We start from the raw sequence: 19,152 nt of genomic DNA, 5'->3' as shown, positions 1-19,152 counted from the left end.
GGCTGGCATCGGGTGCCGGCAGGACCAAGGTAGACAGAAGGGGTCTTTTTGTTTACCCAACCTTCGGGCGGCGCGAAGGGGCGGGTGTCACCGTCTCGCGGCGGCGCCCGGCGAGGCGGCGGCCGCTGGCGTTACCGGATGGTCGGCGTGACGGGCTGTCTACCGGTTGGCTGCTGTGGCTGGGCGGGAGGGGGGCGGATCGCTATAATCGCGCATTTCCCTCACGCAAGACGCGTAGAACCATGACCGAGTCCGTCCTCGATTACATGAGCCGCCTGGGCCGCGCCGCACGCGACGCTTCCCGCGTCCTCGCGCGCGCCTCCACCGCGCAGAAGAACGCCGCCCTGCTGGCCGCCGCCGATGCCCTGGATGCCGCCCGCGCCGAGCTGGCCCAGGCCAATGAACTGGATCTGGCCAACGGCCGCGCCAACGGGCTGGAGCCAGCCATGCTGGACCGCCTGGCGCTGACCCCGGCACGCATCGACGACATGATCGAAGGCCTGCGCCAGGTCGCCAAGCTGCCTGACCCGATCGGCGAGATCCGCGACATGCGCTTCGTCCCCTCGGGCATCCAGATCGGCAAGATGCGCGTGCCGCTGGGCGTGGTCGGGATCATCTACGAATCGCGTCCCAACGTGACCATCGACGCCGCCAGCCTGTGCCTGAAGTCGGGCAACGCAACCATCCTGCGCGGCGGCTCCGAGGCCATTCATTCGAACCAGGCGATCGCCAAGTGCATCCAGCTCGGCCTGGCCCAGTCCGGCCTGCCGGCGGCTGCCGTGCAGGTGGTGGAAACCACCGACCGCGCTGCCGTGGGCGCGCTGATCAGCATGCCCGAGTTCGTCGACGTCATCGTTCCGCGCGGTGGCAAGGGCCTGATCGAGCGCATCAGCCGCGACGCCAAGGTGCCGGTGATCAAGCACCTGGACGGCATCTGCCACGTGTTCATCGACGAGTCGGCCGACCTCGACAAGGCCATCCGCATCGCCGACAACGCCAAGACCCAGCGCTACGCGCCGTGCAACACCATGGAAACCCTGCTGGTGCACCAGGCCATCGCCGCCCGCGTACTGCCGCCGCTGGCCGCCATCTACCGCGACAAGGGCGTTGAGCTGCGTGGCGACGCCGCGACTCGCGCGCTGCTGGGTGCGGATGTGCTGGAAGCCACCGAGGAAGACTGGCGCACCGAATACAACGCGCCGATCCTGTCGATCCGCATCGTCGACGACCTGGACGCGGCCATCGAGCACATCAACACCTACGGCTCGCAGCACACCGACGCCATCGTCAGCGAAAACTTCAGCAACGCCCGGCGCTTCCTCGCCGAAGTGGACTCGGCGTCGGTCATGGTCAACGCCTCGACCCGCTTCGCCGACGGCTTCGAGTACGGCCTGGGCGCGGAGATCGGCATTTCCACCGACAAGCTGCATGCCCGTGGCCCCGTCGGCCTGGAAGGCCTGACCAGCGAGAAATACGTGGTGTTCGGCGACGGGCACGTGCGCACCTGATGAGCAAGGCTTCCCCGCGGCGTATCGGCCTGTTCGGCGGTACGTTCGACCCGGTGCACATCGGTCACCTGCGCAGCGCGCTGGAGACCGCCGAGCTGCTCGGCCTCGACGAGCTGCGCCTGCTGCCGGCAGCGCGCCCGCCGCATCGGGAAACGCCGCGGGTGTCGGCACAACAACGCCTGGCGATGGTCGAACTGGCCGTCGCCGGCGTCGCGCCGCTGCGGGTCGATGACCGCGAGCTGCAGCGTGATAAACCGTCCTACACCATCGACACCCTGGAGTCGCTTCGCGCGGAGCTGGGAAAGGACGTGCAGCTGGTGCTGCTGGTGGGTTGGGACGCTTTCTGCGGCCTGCCGACCTGGCACCGCTGGGAAGAACTGCTGCAGCACTGCCACCTGGCCGTGCTGCAGCGCCCGGACGCCGACATGGAGGCGCCCGAAGCCCTGCGCGATCTGCTTGCGGCGCGCAGCGTGGCCGACCCCAATGCCCTGAGTGGCGCGGCCGGGCAGGTCACCTTCATCTGGCAGACGCCCCTGGCAGTGTCCGCCACCCAGATCCGCGCCCTCCTGGTGCAGGGGCGCTCGCCGCGCTTCCTGGTGCCGGACGCGGTATTGAACTACATCGAGGCGCACGAGCTGTATCGCGCGCCCCAGACAAACTAGAGAGTCATTCATGCAAACCGAACAACTGGTCGAGCTGGCCATCGCCGCTCTTGAAGATATGAAGGCCCAGGACATCCTGGCCATCGACGTGCGCGACAAAACCAGCATCACCGACACCATGGTCATCGCCACCGGTTCCTCCAGCCGCCAGGTCAAGTCGCTCGCCGACAACGTCCTGGAGAAGGTCAAGGAGCAGGGCGTCAAGCCGATCGGCAGCGAAGGTCAGGAAGGCGGCGAGTGGGTGCTGATCGACCTGGGCAACGTCGTCGTCCACGTCATGCAGCCGGCCACCCGCCAGTTCTACGACCTCGAGCGCCTGTGGCAGGGCGCCGAACAGAGCCGCGCCCACCACAGCGGCGAGTGATTCGGCGTTGCGTCTGCGTCTGATCGCAGTCGGCTCGCGCATGCCGCGATGGGTCGAGGAGGGGTGGCAGGAGTATGTCAAACGCCTGCCCGCCGAGCTGTCCCTCGAACTGGTGGAGATCCCGCTGAACACCCGCGGCAAGAATGCCGACGTGGCGCGGCTGATCCGCCAGGAAGGCGAGGCCATGCTGGCCAAGGTCCAGCCGGGGGAGAAGATCGTCACCCTGGAAGTCGAGGGCAAGCCCTGGAGCACGCCGCAGCTGGCTTCCGAGCTCGATCGCTGGCGCCTCGACGCGCGCACCGTGAACCTCATGGTCGGCGGCCCGGAAGGGCTGGCGCCGGAGGTCTGCGCGCGCAGCGAGCAACGCTGGTCGCTGTCGCCGCTGACGCTGCCGCATCCGCTGGTGCGCATCCTCGTGGGTGAGCAGATCTACAGGGCCTGGACCGTGCTGTCCGGGCACCCGTACCACAAGTAGCCGTAGTCGTACCCGATGCCGCAGCCGATTCAACTCAAAGACCACGAAAAGGACGCCCGCCTGGTACGCAGCCGGGTCGTCGTCGGCGCGGTGGCGGTGTTCATCCTGGCGCTGGTGCTGGTGGCGCGCATGTACCACCTGCAGGTCACGCAGTACGAGTATCACTCGACGCTGTCGGAGAACAACCGCGTCCACGTCCAGCCTATCCCGCCGACCCGCGGCCTGATCTACGACCGCAACGGTGTGCTGATCGCCGACAACCGGCCGAGCTTCAGCCTCACGGTGACCCGCGAACGCACCGAGAACCTGAAGCAGGAGCTGCAGTTCCTGGTGGACATCCTCGGGCTGACCGAGGAAGACCGCGCGATCTTCGAGAAGCGTATGAAGCAGGGCCGGCGGCCGTTCGAGCCGGTGCCGATCATGTTCGAGCTGTCGGAAGAGCAGATCGCCCGCATCGCGGTGAACCAGTACCGCCTGCCCGGTATCGATGTCACCGCGCAGTTCGTCCGCCACTACCCGCTGGGCGAGCACTTCGCCCACTCGGTCGGCTACGTCGGGCGGATCAACGAACCGGAGCTGAAGATCCTCGACCCGGTCAACTACGCCGGCACCCACCACATCGGCAAGACCGGCGTGGAGAAGTTCTACGAGGCCCAGCTGCACGGCACCGTGGGCTACGAGGAGGTCGAGACCAACGCCCGCGGCCGCGTCCTGCGCGTGCTCAAGCGCACCGACCCGGTGCCGGGCAAGGACATCGTCCTGAGCATCGACAGCAAGCTGCAGGCCAAGGCCGAGGAGGCCCTGGGTGGGCGCCGCGGCGCCATCGTGGCGATCCAGCCGTCCACCGGTGAGGTGCTGGCGATGGTCAGCCAGCCGAGCTACGACCCCAACCTGTTCGTCACCGGCATCAGCTTCAAGGATTACTCGGCGCTGCGCGATTCCATCGACCGTCCGCTGTACAACCGCGTGCTGCGCGGCCTCTACCCGCCGGGCTCGACGGTGAAACCGGCGGTGGCCATCGCCGGCCTCGACGCGGGCGTTGTGACGCCGAGCTCGCGGATCTTCGACCCGGGCTACTACCAGTTGCCGAACTACGACCACAAGTACCGCAACTGGAACCATTCAGGCGAAGGCTGGGTGAACCTGGAAACCGCGATCATGCGGTCCAACGACACCTACTTCTACGACCTCGCCCACAAGCTCGGCATCGACAGGCTGCACGACTACATGAGCCGCTTCGGCTTCGGCCAGCGCGTGGCCCTGGACATGTACGGCGAATCGCCTGGCCTGATGCCTTCGCGCGACTGGAAGCGCATCACCCGCCGGCAGGTCTGGTTCCCGGGGGAAACCCTGATCCTCGGCATCGGCCAGGGCTACATGCAGGCCACGCCGCTGCAGCTCGCGCAGATGACCGCGCTGATCGCCAACCACGGCAAGTGGATCCGCCCGCACCTGGCCAAGACCATCGAAGGCCAGCCGCCAGCCGACCCGGAACCGATGCCGGACATCGACCTGCGCGAACCGGGCAACTGGGAAATGATCGATTCGGACATGCAGCAGGTGGTGCACAATGCCCGCGGCACGGCGCACAAGGTCGGCGCCACCTCGGTCTACCGCATCGCCGGCAAGTCCGGTACCGCGCAGGTGGTGGCGATCAAGCAGAACGAGAAATACGACCGCTCCAAGCTCTCCGAACGGACCCGCGACCACGCGCTGTTCGTCGGCTTCGCTCCGGCGGACAACCCGCAGATCGCCGTCTCGGTGATGGTGGAGAACGGCGAGTCCGGCTCCGGCGTCGCCGCTCCAGTGCTCAAGCAGGTGATGGACGCCTGGCTGCTCGACGAGAACGGCAAGCTCAAGCCCGAGTATGCGCCGCAGGTGGCGCAGGTGCAGAAGCCATGAGCATGAACATGAACCCCAACTTCGACCGCACGCTGTCCAACGAGGACGTGATGAAGCGGCGGGCCAGCCTGCTGCAGCGTCTGCACATCGACGGGCTGCTGCTGCTCCTGCTGCTGATCCTCGGCGCCGCGGGCCTGTTCGTCCTCTATTCGGCCAGCGGCAAGAGCTGGGACCTGCTGATCAAGCAGGCCTCGTCCTTCGGCCTGGGCCTGGTGATGATGTTCGTCATCGCCCAGGTCGAACCGCGCTTCCTCGCGCGCTGGGTGCCGCTGGGCTACGTGCTCGGCGTACTGCTGCTGGTGGCGGTGGACGTCATGGGCCACAACGCCATGGGCGCCACGCGCTGGATCAACATCCCCGGGGTGATCCGCTTCCAGCCGGCGGAGTTCATGAAGCTGTTCATGCCGATGACGCTCGCCTGGTACATGTCCAAGCGCAACCTGCCGCCCAACCTCAAGCATCTGGTGATCAGCCTGGCGCTGATCGGCGTGCCCTTCGTGCTGATCCTCAAGCAGCCGGACCTGGGTACTGCGATGCTGGTGCTCGCCTCGGGGGCCTTCGTGCTGTTCGTCGGCGGCCTGCAGTGGCGCTGGATCTTCGGCGCGGTGACTGCGGCGGTGCCGGTGGCGGTGGCGATGTGGTTCTTCGTCATGCACGACTACCAGAAGCAGCGCGTGCTGACCTTCCTCGACCCGGAGAGCGATCCGTTGGGTACCGGCTGGAACATCATCCAGTCGAAAGCGGCCATCGGATCGGGCGGAGTATTCGGTAAGGGTTGGCTGATGGGCACTCAGTCGCATCTGGATTTTTTGCCGGAAAGCCATACGGACTTTATCATTGCCGTGCTCGGCGAAGAGTTCGGCCTGGTGGGGGTGTGCCTGCTGCTGACCCTTTACCTGCTGGTGATCTACCGCGGACTGGTGATTACCGCGCAGGCACAGACGCTGTACGGCAAGCTGCTGGCCGGCAGCATCACCATGACCTTCTTCGTCTACGTGTTCGTCAACATCGGCATGGTCAGCGGTCTGCTGCCGGTGGTGGGGGTGCCGCTTCCCTTCATCAGCTACGGCGGAACTTCGCTGGTGACGCTGCTGTCAGGGTTCGGGGTTTTGATGTCGATTCATACCCACCGGAAATGGATCGCCCAGGTTTGAATTCAAGCGTTGAGACAAGAGTGAAGAAAGGAATGCAGATACTGCGCGAATGGGCAGCCAGGGGTGTCCATTGGGTCGGTCTCGCGGGGGCGATCGGCTTCGGCGGCGCTGCGCATGCGGGCGACTACGACGGCTCGCCGCAGGTTGCGGAGTTCGTCAACGAGATGACCCGCGACTACGGCTTCGCCGACGAGCAGCTGCTTTCGCTGTTCCACGATGTCGAGCGCAAGCAATCCATTCTCGACGCCATCTCCAAGCCCGCCGAGCGGGTCAAGGCCTGGAAGGAATACCGGCCGATCTTCATTACCGATGCACGCATCAAGGCCGGCGCCGACTTCTGGAACCAGAATGCCGAGGCCCTGGCCCGCGCCGAGAAGACCTACGGCGTTCCCGCGCAATACATAGTGGCGATCATCGGCGTGGAAACCTTCTTCGGCCGCAATACCGGCCGTTACCGGGTGATGGACGCACTCTCCACCCTGGGCTTCGACTACCCGCCGCGCGCCGACTTCTTCCGCAAGGAGCTCAAGCAGTTCCTTCTGCTGGCCCGCGAGCAGCAGGTCGATCCGCTCAGCCTGAACGGCTCCTACGCCGGCGCCATGGGCCTGCCGCAGTTCATGCCGAGCAGCTTCCGCGCCTATGCCGTGGACTTCGACGGCGACGGCCACATCAACATCTGGAACGACCCGACCGATGCCATCGGCAGCGTCGCCAGCTACTTCAAGCAGCACGGCTGGCAAGCCGGGCAGCCGGTGGTGTCGCAGGCTGACCTCGGCGTCGACAGCGCCCAGGACGCCGTGACTCCGGGCCTCGACCCGCAGATGAACCTTGGTCAGCTGCGCGCTGCCGGCTGGCGCACCCATGACGTGCTGCCGGACGACCTGAAGGTCACCGCCATCCGCTTCGACGGCGAGAATGGCCCCGAATACTGGGTCGGCCTGCCGAACTTCTACGTGATCACCCGTTACAACCGCAGCGCCATGTACGCCATGGCGGTCCACCAGCTGGCCGACGAGATCGTCCGCGTGCGAGGTGTCCATTGAGCAAGCGATTGGGGAATCCGCGTTTCTGGTCGGTCGCCGCCAGCTTCGGGCTGGGCGTCGTGCTGCTGGCCAGCTGCACCAGCAGCCGTCCGCCGCAGCAGACCTCCGGCGGCATGTCCGGTCCGATGGACTACAACCGTCCGCACCGCGACGGCGCGCCCTGGTGGGACGTCGACGTCTCGCGCATTCCCGACGCGGTGCCGATGCCGCACAACGGCCCGCTGAAGAACAACCCCTACACGGTGCTGGGCAAGACCTACTACCCGCTGAACGACGCGCGCACCTACGCCGTCACCGGCACGGCATCCTGGTACGGCACCAAGTTCCATGGCCAGGCCACCGCCAACGGCGAGATGTACGACCTGTACGGCATGACCGCCGCGCACAAGACGCTGCCGCTGCCCAGCTACGTCCGGGTGACCAACCTGGACAACGGCAAGAGCGTGATCGTCCGCGTCAACGACCGCGGTCCGTTCTACTCCGACCGGGTCATCGACCTGTCCTTCGCTGCCGCCAAGAAGCTCGGCTATGCCGAAGTCGGCACCGCCCGGGTCAAGGTCGAAGGCATCGACCCGGTACGCTGGTGGGCTGCTCAGGGCCGTCCGGTGCCCATGGTCCTGGCGCAGCCGAAGATGGCTCCGGTACAGCCCGCACCGGCTGCAGCGCAACCTCAGGCCGTGGCCATGGCGCAGCCGATCGAGGTCTACACGCCGCCGCCGGCGCAGCATGCGGAGCCGCCGGCTCCGGTGCAGATCGACTCAAAAAAAAACGCTTCATTACCAGCCGATGGCCTGTATCTCCAGGTGGGTGCCTTCGCCAACCCGGACGCTGCCGAGCTCCTCAGGGAGAAGCTCAGCGGCCTGACTGGGGCCCAGGTCTTTATCAGCTCGGTCGTGGTCAACAAACAGACCTTGCACCGGGTGCGTCTGGGGCCGATCGGAACGCCGGATGAAGCGAATCGGATGCAGGACAGCATCCGCGTGGCCAATCTCGGCCAACCCAAACTGGTGCGTCCGGACTGACCGGCGCGCCCGAGCGGCCCGCCAGAGGCCGCCCCAGGAATTCCCCCAAGGGATTGTTTGACCATTAGCGAAACCCAGAGAGACGGATGAATATCTTCAACATCGCCAAACGACTTTCCATGCTCGTGCTGCTCAGCGCCCCCGTGGCCAGCTGGGCCGCTGAATCCGTCGTGCCCGCCGCACCGCAGCTGGCAGCCAAGGCCTGGGTGCTGATGGACGGCGCCAGTGGCCAGATCCTGGTCGAGAACAATGCCGACGAGCGCCTGCCACCGGCGAGCCTGACCAAGCTGATGACCGCCTACATCGCCACCAAGGAGATCGAGGGCGGCCGCATCAAGGAAGACGACCTGGTCACCGTCAGCGAACACGCCTGGCGCACCGGCGGCTCGCGGATGTTCATCAAGCTCGGTTCGCAGGTGTCTGTCAGCGACCTGCTGCACGGCATCATCATCCAGTCCGGCAACGACGCCTCGGTCGCCCTGGCCGAGCATATCGCCGGCAGCGAAGACGCCTTCGCCGACATGATGAACAACACTGCGCAGAAGCTGGGCATGAGCAACTCCCACTTCATGGACGCCACCGGCCTGCCGAACCCCGAGCACTACTCGTCGGCCCACGACATGGCGCTGCTGGCCCGCGCGATCATCTACGGCGAGCCGACCCACTACGCGATCTACGCGCAGAAGGAATTCTTCTGGAACAACATCAAGCAGCCGAACCGCAACCTGCTGCTGTGGCGTGACAAGACCGTCGACGGCCTGAAGACCGGCCACACCGAAGAAGCCGGCTACTGCCTGGTGGCTTCCGCCGTACGCGACGGCCAGCGCATGATCGCCGTGGTGTTCGGCACCAACAGCGAGCAGGCCCGTGCCGCCGAGACCCAGAAGCTGCTGACCTACGGCTTCCGCTTCTTCGAATCGCAGACCTTCTACAAGAAGGGCGCCGAGCTGACCAAGGCCCTGGTCTGGAAAGGCTCCGAGCATGAAGTGAAGGCCGGCCTCGCCGAAGACCTGACCATGACCGTGCCGCGCGGCCAGCTCAAGCAACTGCAAGCCACCATGGTCATGCAGCCGCAGCTGATGGCCCCGATCCAGCAGGGTCAGGTGATTGGCAAGGTGGAAGTGAAGATGGGCGACAAGGTGGTGCGTACCTCCGACCTGGTAGCCCTGAACGGTGTCGAGGAAGGCGGTTTCATCCGTCGCCTGTGGGACAGCCTCCGCCTGTTCTTCTACGGTCTGTTCAACTGACCCCGATTGCCGGGCTTGAACTTTTGTATACAAGCCCGGCAATTCCCGCGCATGCGCGCCCTTTACTCAGGTAAAATGCGCGCCTGCGACTGACCGACGCACCGCCGCGGTCTCGGCAGCCGTCAGGTCCTATCCATCCGGAAGCCCCCAACCCGGGGATTCTCACGGAGGCAGGCTACCCGCCCGCGACAGCCATGACTGATACCATCGATACCGCAACCCCTCCCGCACCCAAGATCGAATTCCCCTGCGAGCGCTACCCGATCAAGGTGATCGGCGACGCCGGCGACGGTTTCTCCGACCTGGTCATCGAGATCATCCAGCGCCATGCGCCCGACCTCGACGAAACCACCCTCGTCATGCGCGACAGCCGCAACGGTCGTTTCCTCTCGGTACAGGTGCTGATCACCGCGACCGGCATCGACCAACTGCAGAACATCCATGCCGACCTGCGCGCCACCGGCCGCGTGCACATGGTGCTGTGATGGCCGAGGCGGTTCCTGTCCTCGGATTCCGCGAACTCGGGCTGCTGCCCTACGAGCCGACCTGGCACGCCATGCAGCGCTTCACAGCCGAGCGCGACGAGAACACGGCCGACGAAGTCTGGCTGCTCGAGCATGAGAGGGTCTTCACCCAAGGCCAGGCCGGCAAGGCCGAGCATGTGCTGCTGCCCGGCGACATTCCGGTGGTCCAGGTCGATCGTGGCGGCCAGGTGACCTACCACGGTCCCGGCCAGCTAGTCGCCTACCTGATGCTCGACGTGCGCCGTTCGCACCTGGGCGTGCGTGAGCTGGTCAGCCGCATCGAACAGAGCTTGATCGGCCTGCTCGCCGGTTTCGGCGTGAACGCTGTGTCCAAACCCGACGCCCCGGGCGTCTATGTCGACGGCGCGAAAATCGCCTCGCTCGGCCTGCGCATCCGCAACGGCCGTTCCTTCCATGGTCTGGCGCTGAATGTCGACATGGACCTGGAGCCTTTCCGTCGAATCAATCCCTGCGGCTACGCAGGCATGGCCATGACCCAGCTGAGTGAGCTGGCTGGCCCCATCACCCTGGCCGAGGTGCGCGAGCGCCTGCGCGGCGAACTCACCGAGCGCCTTGGCTACGCTGAACAGAAGACCCTAACGGGCGGGATCGAACTGAGATGAGCACTGTTGTGGAGACCCCGGAAAAAGGCAAGCCGGCCAAGGTCGAGGTCGGCGTGAAGCTGCGCGGCGCCGAGAAGGTCGCGCGCATTCCGGTGAAGATCATTCCCACCGAAGAGCTGCCGAAGAAGCCCGACTGGATTCGCGTGCGCATCCCGGTTTCCCCCGAGGTCGATCGCATCAAGCAGCTGCTGCGCAAGCACAAGCTGCACAGCGTCTGCGAAGAGGCGTCCTGCCCGAACCTGGGCGAGTGCTTCTCCGGCGGCACCGCGACTTTCATGATCATGGGCGACATCTGCACCCGCCGTTGCCCGTTCTGCGACGTCGGCCACGGCCGGCCGAAGCCGCTGGACTTGGACGAGCCGAAGAACCTCGCCATCGCCATCGCCGACCTGCGCCTGAAGTACGTGGTGATCACCTCGGTGGACCGCGACGACCTGCGTGACGGCGGCGCCCAGCACTTCGCCGACTGCCTGCGCGAAATCCGCCTGCTGTCCCCCGGCATCCAGCTGGAAACCCTGGTGCCGGACTACCGCGGACGCATGGACATCGCCCTGGAAATCACCGCGAAAGAGCCGCCGGACGTGTTCAACCACAACATGGAAACCGTGCCGCGCCTGTACAAGTCCTCGCGCCCGGGCTCGGATTTCGAGTGGTCGCTGGACCTGCTGCAGAAGTTCAAGCAAATGGTTCCGCACGTGCCGACCAAGTCCGGCCTGATGCTCGGCCTGGGCGAGACCGACGACGAAGTCATCGAGACCATGCAGCGCATGCGCGAGCACGACATCGACATGCTGACCCTCGGCCAGTACCTGCAGCCCTCGCGCAACCACCTGCCGGTGCAGCGCTTCGTCCACCCGGACACCTTCGCCTGGTTCGCCGAAGAGGGCGAGAAGATGGGCTTCAAGAATGTCGCTTCCGGCCCGCTGGTGCGTTCCTCGTACCACGCCGACCAGCAGGCGCACGGCGACAAGATCCGCTGATCGCCCTGTCTGCAGGCAGAAAAAAGGCGCCCTTGGGCGCCTTTTTCATGCCGGTCGTTACTGGCTGCGCAGGCGCGCCAGCAGTTCCGGGGTCGGATAACCGTCGGCCGGCAGGCCTTCGCTCTGCTGGAAGGCGCGGATCGCCTGGCGCGTTCCGGCACCGATGATGCCGTCGGGGTTGCCCGGTTGGTAGCCGCGGGCTGCCAGTCCTTCCTGCAGCGCGATGCGCTCGCTTCTGCTTAACGGTCGGTCGGCCACCGGCCAGGCGGCATCGATACGCCCGCCACCCTTGAAACTGTCGGCCAACAGGGAGACGGCCAGGGCGTAGGACGTGGAGTTGTTGTAGCGCAGGATGGCGCGGAAGTTGTCCAGCACCAGGAAGGCCGGGCCGCGATAGCCCGCCGGCAGCAGCAGCGAAGCGCTGGCCTGCGGACTGCTGGGCAGCACGCCTCCCACGGGTTGCACGCCCATCTTCAGCCATTCGGCGATCGGCTTGCGGACGCTCATGTCGGCCTGGGCGTAGTCGAAGCCCGGCGTGAGGTGGACCTCGAAGCCCCAGCTCTGGCCGGGCTTCCAGCCGGAGGCCTGCAGGTAGTTGGCGGTGGAGGCCAGGGCGTCGGTCGGCGAGCCCCATATGTCGCGTCGGCCGTCGCCGTCGAAGTCCACTGCGTAACGGTTGTAGGTGCTGGGGATGAATTGGGTCTGCCCCATGGCGCCGGCCCAGGAGCCGATCATGTAGCGCGCCGGCACATCGCCATGCTGGAGGATGCCCAGCGCGGCGAGCAGCTCGCCCTGGGCGAAGTCCGGTCGGCGGCCCTCGTAGGCCAGGGTGGCGAGCGAGCGGATGACGTTGCGGCTGCCCATGGTGCTGCCGAAGTTGCTCTCCATGCCCCAGATCGCCACCACGGCATCGGCGTCCACCGCGTAACGCTGGTCGATGCGCTGGAGGGCTTCGGCGTTCTCCGCCAGCTTGCTCTGTCCATTGCGGACGCGCGCTGCGGTCAAGGCGCCGGCCAGGTATTCCCACACCGGGCGGGTGAACTCCGGCTGGCTGCGATCGGCGCTGATTACTGCAGGATCGGGCTCCACGCCGGAGAAGGCCTGGTCGAAGGTCTGCGCATCGATGCCCTTGGACAGGGCCAGGCCGCGGAAGCCGTTGCGCCAATCCTCGAAGCTCTGTGTCGGCGTCGGGAAATCAGGCTGTGTCTGCTGGTCGTTGATGCTGGCTTGCAGCGGAGTGGCCGCGGGAGCGTCGGCGCAGGCGGAGAGCAGGCAGGCGGTGAGCAGGGCGAGGCTGAGCGGGACCAGACGAGCGGATGAAACGGGCTTGCGCATTGCGCTCCTCGAAGCGGGTGAGCGGAGCGACCACCTTAGCACGGCACTGCCGCAGCGTGGGTCGGGCGTCCCGTTACGGCATGTGGCGGGAGTGGCGATTCAGGGGGTTCGACAGGGGAGGAGCGGCGGGGGTTCCCGAAAGGGTGGGGAGGGCGGAGCGATTTTCAGGCCGCCAGAAGCGAAGAAGCCTCCCAGTTACGGGAGGCTTCGCGGCGGTAGCTGCCTTTGCCTTTCAGTGGCTGTTCCTGGCGGCTGCGGAACAGCGGTTGTGCGATCAGGGATTTGGCCTTGTTCGGCCGCTTGGCTTTCTTCGCCATCGGTTCTACCTCTCAGGGGCTGCCCGTCCATCACGGGCGTGCGAATGATCGGCCGATCGTTGGCGAATGTCCATGCACCGCTTGTCGGGCCGTCTCCGCTCAGCCCGGCGGCAGCGGCAGGCGTTGCCCGGCGACCAGCAGCACCAGGCGCGCCAGGCCGTTCCAGGCGTCGCCCGGTGCCTGGCCCTTGATCTGAGCATCGATCAGCTGGGCGTCCTGCAGCAGTTGATTCCAGCGTGAGCCGGAGTGGCGCTGCAGGGCTCGGGTGAGCAACGGGCGGCGCTTGTCCCAGACCGGCGGGCGGCATTGGGCGAAGGCCTTGTCCAGGGGGACGCCCTGGCCGTACTGCTGGGCGATGGTGGCCAGTTGGCGGATTTCCCGGGCCAGCGCCCAGAGGATGACTGGCGGTTCAACGCCTTCGCCACGCAGGCCTTCGAGCATGCGCAGGCTGTGCGCGGCTTCGCCGCCGAGGGACGCGTCGATCAGGCCGAAGACGTCGAAGCGCGCGCTGTCGGCCACGGCTGCCTGCACGGTTTCGGCATCGAGCTGGTTGCCTTCGGCGAGCAGCTTTAGCTTCTCGATCTCCTGGGCAGCGGCCAACAGGTTGCCTTCCACGCGGGCGGCGATCAGATCAACGGCGTCCTGGCTGGCAGCGAGGCCAGCTTGCGACAGGCGCTGGCGAATCCATTGCGGCAGCTGTTGCGCGTCCACCGGCCAGATCTGGATGAACTGCGCGACGTCGCCGTCGATCAGCGCCTTGGCCCATTTGGTCTTCTGCGTCGAGCCGTCGAGCTTGGGCAGGCTGACCAGCAGCACGGTGTCTTCCGGCGGCCGCTGCAGGTACTCGAGGAGGATGGCCGCGCCCTTGTCGCCGGGTTTACCCGACGGTAGGCGCAGTTCCAGCAGGCGCTTCTCGGCGAACAGCGACAGGCTGGCGCCGGCTTCGAGCAGCAGGCCCCAGTCGAAGTTGGCCTCGGCGTTGAACACCTGGCGTTCGCTGAAATCGCGCTGGCGGCAGGCTGCACGAATGGCGTCGCAGGCTTCCTGGCAGAGCAGCGGTTCGTCGCCGCTGATCACGTAGACGGGCGCCAGGTTGCCCTGCAGGTGCTTGGCGAGTTGCGCGGGAGAGAGCTTCATGAAAGCAGTGGGGCCGGCATGGCCGGCCCCTCATCCGTTACTGCGCGGGCGGCAGTTGGATCGGCGATTGCTGCGGCTGCTGCTTGGCGGCTTCGTCCGCGGCCTTGAGCGCGTCGGCTTCGGCCTTGGCCTTGGCTTCGGCTTTCTGCTGCAGGGAAGCCAGCTGTGCCGGAGTCAGCAGTTGCAGGCGCAGGGACAGCTGCTGCACCAGGTCGCGGCGCATTTCCTTGCGCAGCTGGTCGGCTTCCTGGGCGGAACCGATCAGGTTGTTCTCGTCGTTCAGGTAGACCTTCTGCACTTCCACCTTGTCGGTGAGCAGCAGCAGGTTGTTGGCGCCGCGCATCTCGTAGGTGACGGTGTTGGTCAGCTCGTACTCGGCGCTACGCGCGGAGCCGGTGTAGCTGGCGGTGCGCTGGGTCTCGTCCTCGCGAGCGAGGAACAGGTGGTAGGGCGCGCTCTTGGTCACTTTCACGCCGCTGTTTTCGAGCAGGCGTTGCAGGTCCTTGACGGTGTCGCCGTAGGCATTGCGCGCGCTCAGGTCGATTTCCTTCAACGCGAAGCTCGTATCGCCCAGGCCGCGCAGGTGGAAGCCGCAGGCGCCCAGCAGCGTGGTCAGGCCGATCAGCGCGATGCTGGTCAGGATACGTTTCATCAAGCTTCCCTCACTCCTGTTGATCCGGGTTGCCCGTGGCAAGGCGCCACGGGCCAATGCATCAGTTGGCGACGATGTTGACCAGCTTGCCGGGCACCACGATGACCTTGCGAATGGTCAGGCCGTCGGTGAAGCGCAGCACGTTCTCGTTGGCGCGGGCGCAGGCCTCGACGTCTTCGCGGCTGGCTTCGGCCGGCACTTCGATGTGGCCGCGCAGCTTGCCGTTGACCTGTACCACCAGTTGCAGGGTGTCCTGTACCAGGGCCGCTTCGTCGACCTGCGGCCAGCTGGCGTCGATCACCGCGCCTTCCTTGCCCAGTTCGTGCCAGAGCACGTGGCAGATGTGCGGGGTGATCGGGGCGAGCAGCAGGGTCACGGTTTCCAGGCCTTCCTGCAGCAGGGCGCGGTTGCCGGCGTCGTCCTGCGCGACCTTCTCCAGCACGTTCATCAGGGTCATCACGGCGGCGATGGCGGTGTTGAACTTGTGGTTCTGGCCGACGTCCTGGCTGGCCTGTTTGATGGCCAGGTGGATGGCGCGGCGGATTTCCTTCTGCGCGTCGGTCAGGGTGTCCTGTGCCACCGCGGCGGCGAAGCCGGCGCTGACGTGCGCCTGGGCCAGGCGCCAGACACGACGCAGGAAGCGGCTCGCGCCCTCGACGCCGGAGTCGGACCATTCCAGGCTCATGTCCGGCGGCGAGGCGAACATCATGAACAGGCGGCAGGTGTCGGCGCCATAGGCGTCGATCATGGCCTGCGGGTCCACGCCGTTGTTCTTCGACTTGGACATCTTCTCGGTGCCGCCGATTTCCACCGGCAGGCCGTCGGTCTTCAGGCGCGCGCCAATGACCTTGGCCTTGGCGTCACGCTCGACCTCGACGTCGGCCGGGTTGAACCAGTCCTTGCTGCCGTTGGGCAGGGTGCGGTAGTAGGTCTCGGCGACCACCATGCCCTGGGTCAGCAGGTTCTTGAACGGCTCGTCGGAGTCGATCAGGCCTTCGTCGCGCATCAGCTTGTGGAAGAAGCGCGCGTAGAGCAGGTGCAGGATGGCGTGCTCGATGCCGCCGATGTACTGGTCGACCGGCAGCCAGTAGTTGGCGGCCTTCTTGTCCAGCATGCCGTCTTCGAACTGCGGGCAGGCGTAGCGGGCGAAGTACCAGGACGACTCCACGAAGGTGTCCATGGTGTCGGTTTCGCGCTTGGCCGGCTGGCCGCATTTCGGGCAGCTGCACTCGTAGAACTCGGGCATCTTGGCCAGCGGCGAACCGGCGCCGTCCGGCACCACGTTCTCCGGCAGGACCACCGGCAGTTGCTCGGCCGGGACCGGTACGTCGCCGCAGGCGGCGCAGTGGATGATCGGGATCGGGCAGCCCCAGTAGCGCTGGCGGCTGATGCCCCAGTCGCGCAGGCGGAACTGGGTGCGCGCCTGGCCCAGGCCCTTGGCGGCGAGGTCGGCGCCGATGGCGTCGAACGCGGCCTGGTAGCCGAGGCCGTCGTACTTGCCGGAGTTGACGGTGCGGACGCTTTCGTCCTTCACGCCGTACCACTCTTTCCAGACGGTCGGTTCGAAGTCGTTGTCACCTTCGACCTTGGAGATCACCTGCCGGATCGGCAGCTGGTACTTGTTGGCGAACTCGAAGTCGCGCTCGTCGTGGCCCGGAACGGCCATCACGGCGCCTTCGCCGTAGGTCATCAGGACGTAGTTGGCGATCCACACCGGCAGCTTGGCGCCGGTCAGCGGGTGCTCGACGAACAGGGAAGTGGCGACGCCTTTCTTCTCCTGGGTGGCGAGGTCGGCCTCGGCGACGCCGCCGCGCTTGCACTCGTCGATGAACGCCTGCAGCGACGGATCGCGCTGGGCGGCCAGGGTGGCCAGGTGGTGTTCGGCGGCCACGGCGACGTAGGTGGCGCCCATCAGGGTGTCCGGACGGGTGGTGAAGACCTTCATCTGGCCAGCTTCGCCGATGGAGGCCTGGTCATAGGGGAAGGCGATCTCCATGCCGCGGGACTTGCCGATCCAGTTGCGCTGCATGGTCTTGACCTGTTCCGGCCAGCCCGGCAGATCGTCGAGGCTGGACAGCAGCTCTTCGGCGTAGGCAGTGATCTTGAAGTAGTACATCGGGATTTCGCGCTTCTCGATCAGCGCGCCCGAACGCCAGCCACGGCCGTCGATGACCTGCTCGTTGGCCAGTACGGTCTGGTCCACCGGGTCCCAGTTCACGGTGCCGTTCTTGCGATAGATCACGCCCTTCTCGAACAGGCGGGTGAACAGCCACTGCTCCCAGCGGTAGTAGTCCGGCTTGCAGGTGGTGACTTCGCGCGACCAGTCGATCGCCAGGCCCAGGCTGTTCAGCTGGGACTTCATGTAGGCGATGTTGTCGTAGGTCCAGGCGGCCGGTGCGACGTTGTTCTTCATCGCGGCGTTTTCCGCCGGCATGCCGAAGGCGTCCCAGCCCATGGGCTGCAGCACGTTCTTGCCCTGCATGCGGTGGTAGCGGCTGATCACGTCGCCGATGGTGTAGTTGCGCACGTGGCCCATGTGCAGCTTGCCGCTCGGGTACGGGAACATCGACAGGCAATAGAACTTCTCTTTGCCGTCCGCTTCGTCGACGCAGAAGGAGTGGTGTTCGTTCCAGTATTTCTGGGCCTGGGCTTCGACTTCGAGGGGCTGGTATTGCTCGTGCATGGCGCGACTTGAACCTGTACGGAAATAGGTTTGCGGCTGGGGGAGCGGCGTGGGCGCTTCCTTTTTTGCCAGGGCCGAAAGGGCGGCTGGCAAGGGCTGCATAAAGCCCCGTAGCATACATGACCCCTCCCCGAGCCGGTAGCCCGCGCCGTTTGTCGCGCGCTCGGTGCCGCAGGGGGCGGAACGCTAAGCTTGGCCTGAGGGCGGGAGGTTTCCGTCCGGTTGAGGTGACTGATGGCTGAGCTGCATCGTGCAAGTGTTCCCGCTTCCGGTTTGTATGAACGGTTGCTGCATCGTCTAGAACTGGCCCTCGATGAGGCCGACACCGCCGAACGACTGCGCGACGAGCATCCCGAAGAGCTGGAGCTGCGCGGTCTGAGCAGCGCGGAAATGGAGCTGATCCGCGCCTATCTCGAACAGGATGTCCACTGGCTGCGCGGCTGGCACGCCGCCGCCGAAGAACTGGCCCTGCTGGAAAAGACTCCCCCGCGCAGCGCGCGTACTGCCCGTCTGCTCAACGCCCCCGCCAAGCCCCGGCTGACCCATCGCCACCTGCAGTTGCTTTGCGCCCTCTGTGGCACGCCGGTCGTCTATAACCGCAGCCAGGGCGTAATGCCTTGCACGTCCTGCGGTTCGCAGCTGTTCCGCGGCGCCCGCGGGCGTTGAATCCGCCGGTCGTTCCGCTAGGCTGTGGCGCTCCATCAAGGAGCCGCCGATGCCGTTGCGCTACCTCCTCAAGCAGATCCTGATGCCTCCGGGCATCCTGCTGCTTCTGTTGTTGCTGGGTTTTCTCCTGCGCCGCCGGCGCCCGCGTCTGGCGGTCGGCTGCTTCGTCGTTGGATTCGCCGGGTTCTGGCTGCTCAGTCTGCCGCTCACGGTGGAGTGGGGCGCGCGGCTGCTCGAGCGCGAGCCGGCGCTGGCGCCGAGCGAATGGGCGCAGTTGGCGCAACGTGCCGATGCCATCGTGATCATTGGGGCGGGGCGCGAGCGCGGTGATCCATCCTGGGGCAGCGACCAGCCGGGGCTGATGGCCCGCGAGCGGTTGCGCTACGCCGCACGCCTGGCGAAGGCCAGCGGATTGCCGCTGCTGACCTCGGGCGGCTTGCATTACGGCACGCCGCCCAGCGAGGCCCAGCTCATGGCCGATAGCCTGGCCGAGGATTACGGACTGAAGGTGCGCTGGCGCGAGGAGCGCAGCCGGACGACCTGGGAAAATGCCGAATTCAGCGCACCTATCCTGCGCGAGGCAGGCATTCGGCGGATCGTCCTGGTGACCCAGGCGCAGCACATGCCGCGCGCGGTCTGGAGCTTCGAGCGCAACGGGCTGGAGGTGCTGCCGGCGCCAGTCGGCTTCATCGGCGTCGACAACGCCAGGCCTTTCGCGGGATTGCTGCCGGAGGCCAAGGCCTTCTGGCAGAGCAACCAGTTGCTCAACGAGGCGCTGGGCTTGCTGGGGTACTGGTTGTTCTATCGATGAATCCGCCGGCCGTATGACGCTTCGAGGTCATGCGGCCGACGGTCGAT

Annotated in this window: 19 protein-coding genes; 14 read left to right on the top strand and 5 right to left on the bottom strand. The window is 66.2% G+C overall.

What is annotated here, in order from left to right:
* Nucleotides 1–242: 242 nt before the first annotated feature.
* The 12 genes from ACA097_RS08865 to lipA all read left to right on the top strand — a co-directional run bounded on the left by ACA097_RS08865 (nt 243) and on the right by lipA (nt 11,504).
* Nucleotides 243–1,508 (top strand): glutamate-5-semialdehyde dehydrogenase, encoded by a 1,266-nt coding sequence (locus ACA097_RS08865; protein WP_371369815.1) that lies wholly within the window; start codon nt 243–245, stop codon nt 1,506–1,508.
* Entirely contained in the window at nt 1,508–2,170 is a 663-nt protein-coding gene (gene nadD / locus ACA097_RS08860) for a nicotinate-nucleotide adenylyltransferase (protein ID WP_160285761.1), read from the top strand. The genes ACA097_RS08865 and nadD overlap by 1 nt, the downstream gene beginning before the upstream one ends.
* A gap of 10 nt (nt 2,171–2,180) precedes the next feature.
* On the top strand, nt 2,181–2,534 hold the full coding sequence (rsfS, locus tag ACA097_RS08855) for a ribosome silencing factor (protein WP_043249073.1): 354 nt from the start codon (nt 2,181–2,183) through the stop codon (nt 2,532–2,534).
* Between the two features lie 7 nt (nt 2,535–2,541).
* The gene (gene rlmH / locus ACA097_RS08850; protein WP_043249074.1) at nt 2,542–3,009 is read left to right on the top strand and encodes a 23S rRNA (pseudouridine(1915)-N(3))-methyltransferase RlmH; all 468 of its coding nucleotides are present in this window, start codon (nt 2,542–2,544) and stop codon (nt 3,007–3,009) included.
* A gap of 15 nt (nt 3,010–3,024) precedes the next feature.
* Complete coding sequence (gene mrdA, locus ACA097_RS08845) at nt 3,025–4,911, top strand: penicillin-binding protein 2 (RefSeq protein WP_043249076.1); 1,887 nt, start codon at nt 3,025–3,027, stop codon at nt 4,909–4,911.
* A gap of 50 nt (nt 4,912–4,961) precedes the next feature.
* Nucleotides 4,962–6,065 carry a rod shape-determining protein RodA gene (rodA, locus tag ACA097_RS08840; protein ID WP_156958110.1) on the top strand — a complete coding sequence of 368 codons (1,104 nt, stop codon included), beginning with the start codon at nt 4,962–4,964 and terminating at the stop codon, nt 6,063–6,065.
* 20 nt (nt 6,066–6,085) lie between these two features.
* Nucleotides 6,086–7,108, top strand: a complete 1,023-nt coding sequence (gene mltB / locus ACA097_RS08835; protein ID WP_156957982.1) for a lytic murein transglycosylase B — start codon at nt 6,086–6,088, stop codon at nt 7,106–7,108.
* Complete coding sequence (locus tag ACA097_RS08830; protein ID WP_052355161.1) at nt 7,105–8,130, top strand: septal ring lytic transglycosylase RlpA family protein; 1,026 nt, start codon at nt 7,105–7,107, stop codon at nt 8,128–8,130. Before mltB ends, ACA097_RS08830 begins: the two co-directional genes overlap by 4 nt.
* An 86-nt stretch (nt 8,131–8,216) precedes the next feature.
* Nucleotides 8,217–9,377: a D-alanyl-D-alanine carboxypeptidase family protein gene (locus tag ACA097_RS08825; protein WP_043249082.1), complete on the top strand. Its 1,161-nt coding sequence runs from the start codon at nt 8,217–8,219 to the stop codon at nt 9,375–9,377.
* 194 nt (nt 9,378–9,571) lie between these two features.
* On the top strand, nt 9,572–9,862 hold the full coding sequence (locus ACA097_RS08820) for a DUF493 domain-containing protein (protein ID WP_043249083.1): 291 nt from the start codon (nt 9,572–9,574) through the stop codon (nt 9,860–9,862).
* On the top strand, nt 9,862–10,524 hold the full coding sequence (lipB, locus tag ACA097_RS08815) for a lipoyl(octanoyl) transferase LipB (protein WP_043249085.1): 663 nt from the start codon (nt 9,862–9,864) through the stop codon (nt 10,522–10,524). Before ACA097_RS08820 ends, lipB begins: the two co-directional genes overlap by 1 nt.
* Complete coding sequence (lipA, locus tag ACA097_RS08810) at nt 10,521–11,504, top strand: lipoyl synthase (protein WP_043249086.1); 984 nt, start codon at nt 10,521–10,523, stop codon at nt 11,502–11,504. Before lipB ends, lipA begins: the two co-directional genes overlap by 4 nt.
* A gap of 57 nt (nt 11,505–11,561) precedes the next feature.
* Here the strand turns inward: lipA and ACA097_RS08805 are convergent, their stop codons facing one another.
* The 5 genes from ACA097_RS08805 to leuS form a co-directional block, all read right to left on the bottom strand.
* Nucleotides 11,562–12,839, bottom strand: coding sequence for a lytic murein transglycosylase (locus ACA097_RS08805; RefSeq protein WP_371369810.1), 1,278 nt, complete (start codon nt 12,837–12,839; stop codon nt 11,562–11,564).
* 164 nt (nt 12,840–13,003) lie between these two features.
* The gene (arfA, locus tag ACA097_RS08800; RefSeq protein WP_160285766.1) at nt 13,004–13,156 is read right to left on the bottom strand and encodes an alternative ribosome rescue factor ArfA; all 153 of its coding nucleotides are present in this window, start codon (nt 13,154–13,156) and stop codon (nt 13,004–13,006) included.
* Nucleotides 13,157–13,255: 99 nt separating this feature from the next.
* Complete coding sequence (gene holA, locus ACA097_RS08795) at nt 13,256–14,293, bottom strand: DNA polymerase III subunit delta (protein WP_371369807.1); 1,038 nt, start codon at nt 14,291–14,293, stop codon at nt 13,256–13,258.
* Between the two features lie 37 nt (nt 14,294–14,330).
* On the bottom strand, nt 14,331–14,945 hold the full coding sequence (gene lptE, locus ACA097_RS08790) for an LPS assembly lipoprotein LptE (RefSeq protein WP_084166564.1): 615 nt from the start codon (nt 14,943–14,945) through the stop codon (nt 14,331–14,333).
* Between the two features lie 61 nt (nt 14,946–15,006).
* The gene (gene leuS, locus ACA097_RS08785) at nt 15,007–17,628 is read right to left on the bottom strand and encodes a leucine--tRNA ligase (RefSeq protein WP_371369805.1); all 2,622 of its coding nucleotides are present in this window, start codon (nt 17,626–17,628) and stop codon (nt 15,007–15,009) included.
* A gap of 234 nt (nt 17,629–17,862) precedes the next feature.
* On the opposite strand from leuS, the gene ACA097_RS08780 reads away from it, so the two are divergent.
* Together ACA097_RS08780 and ACA097_RS08775 are read left to right on the top strand one after the other, a co-directional pair.
* Complete coding sequence (locus ACA097_RS08780) at nt 17,863–18,294, top strand: hypothetical protein (protein WP_043249098.1); 432 nt, start codon at nt 17,863–17,865, stop codon at nt 18,292–18,294.
* 49 nt (nt 18,295–18,343) lie between these two features.
* Complete coding sequence (locus ACA097_RS08775; RefSeq protein WP_371369803.1) at nt 18,344–19,105, top strand: YdcF family protein; 762 nt, start codon at nt 18,344–18,346, stop codon at nt 19,103–19,105.
* Nucleotides 19,106–19,152 lie beyond the last annotated feature (47 nt).

The organism is Pseudomonas sp. QL9, assembly GCF_041409665.1.
Lineage (GTDB): Bacteria > Pseudomonadota > Gammaproteobacteria > Pseudomonadales > Pseudomonadaceae > Pseudomonas > Pseudomonas knackmussii.
Note: the sequence above shows the minus strand (reverse complement) of the source record. Positions and strands in the feature narration are given on the sequence as shown.

What these genes read in the sequence shown, in the direction of transcription:
- mrdA (WP_043249076.1), top strand. Translation starts at nt 3,025, where the DNA reads ATGCCGCAGCCGATTCAACTCAAAGACCACGAAAAGGACGCCCGCCTG.
- ACA097_RS08780 (WP_043249098.1), top strand. Translation starts at nt 17,863, where the DNA reads ATGGCTGAGCTGCATCGTGCAAGTGTTCCCGCTTCCGGTTTGTATGAA.
- ACA097_RS08865 (WP_371369815.1), top strand. Translation starts at nt 243, where the DNA reads ATGACCGAGTCCGTCCTCGATTACATGAGCCGCCTGGGCCGCGCCGCA.
- ACA097_RS08820 (WP_043249083.1), top strand. Translation starts at nt 9,572, where the DNA reads ATGACTGATACCATCGATACCGCAACCCCTCCCGCACCCAAGATCGAA.
- rodA (WP_156958110.1), top strand. Translation starts at nt 4,962, where the DNA reads ATGAAGCGGCGGGCCAGCCTGCTGCAGCGTCTGCACATCGACGGGCTG.
- lptE (WP_084166564.1), bottom strand. Translation starts at nt 14,945, where the DNA reads ATGAAACGTATCCTGACCAGCATCGCGCTGATCGGCCTGACCACGCTG.
- ACA097_RS08805 (WP_371369810.1), bottom strand. Translation starts at nt 12,839, where the DNA reads ATGCGCAAGCCCGTTTCATCCGCTCGTCTGGTCCCGCTCAGCCTCGCC.
- ACA097_RS08775 (WP_371369803.1), top strand. Translation starts at nt 18,344, where the DNA reads ATGCCGTTGCGCTACCTCCTCAAGCAGATCCTGATGCCTCCGGGCATC.
- lipB (WP_043249085.1), top strand. Translation starts at nt 9,862, where the DNA reads ATGGCCGAGGCGGTTCCTGTCCTCGGATTCCGCGAACTCGGGCTGCTG.
- arfA (WP_160285766.1), bottom strand. Translation starts at nt 13,156, where the DNA reads ATGGCGAAGAAAGCCAAGCGGCCGAACAAGGCCAAATCCCTGATCGCA.
- ACA097_RS08825 (WP_043249082.1), top strand. Translation starts at nt 8,217, where the DNA reads ATGAATATCTTCAACATCGCCAAACGACTTTCCATGCTCGTGCTGCTC.
- holA (WP_371369807.1), bottom strand. Translation starts at nt 14,293, where the DNA reads ATGAAGCTCTCTCCCGCGCAACTCGCCAAGCACCTGCAGGGCAACCTG.
- nadD (WP_160285761.1), top strand. Translation starts at nt 1,508, where the DNA reads ATGAGCAAGGCTTCCCCGCGGCGTATCGGCCTGTTCGGCGGTACGTTC.
- leuS (WP_371369805.1), bottom strand. Translation starts at nt 17,628, where the DNA reads ATGCACGAGCAATACCAGCCCCTCGAAGTCGAAGCCCAGGCCCAGAAA.
- rsfS (WP_043249073.1), top strand. Translation starts at nt 2,181, where the DNA reads ATGCAAACCGAACAACTGGTCGAGCTGGCCATCGCCGCTCTTGAAGAT.
- lipA (WP_043249086.1), top strand. Translation starts at nt 10,521, where the DNA reads ATGAGCACTGTTGTGGAGACCCCGGAAAAAGGCAAGCCGGCCAAGGTC.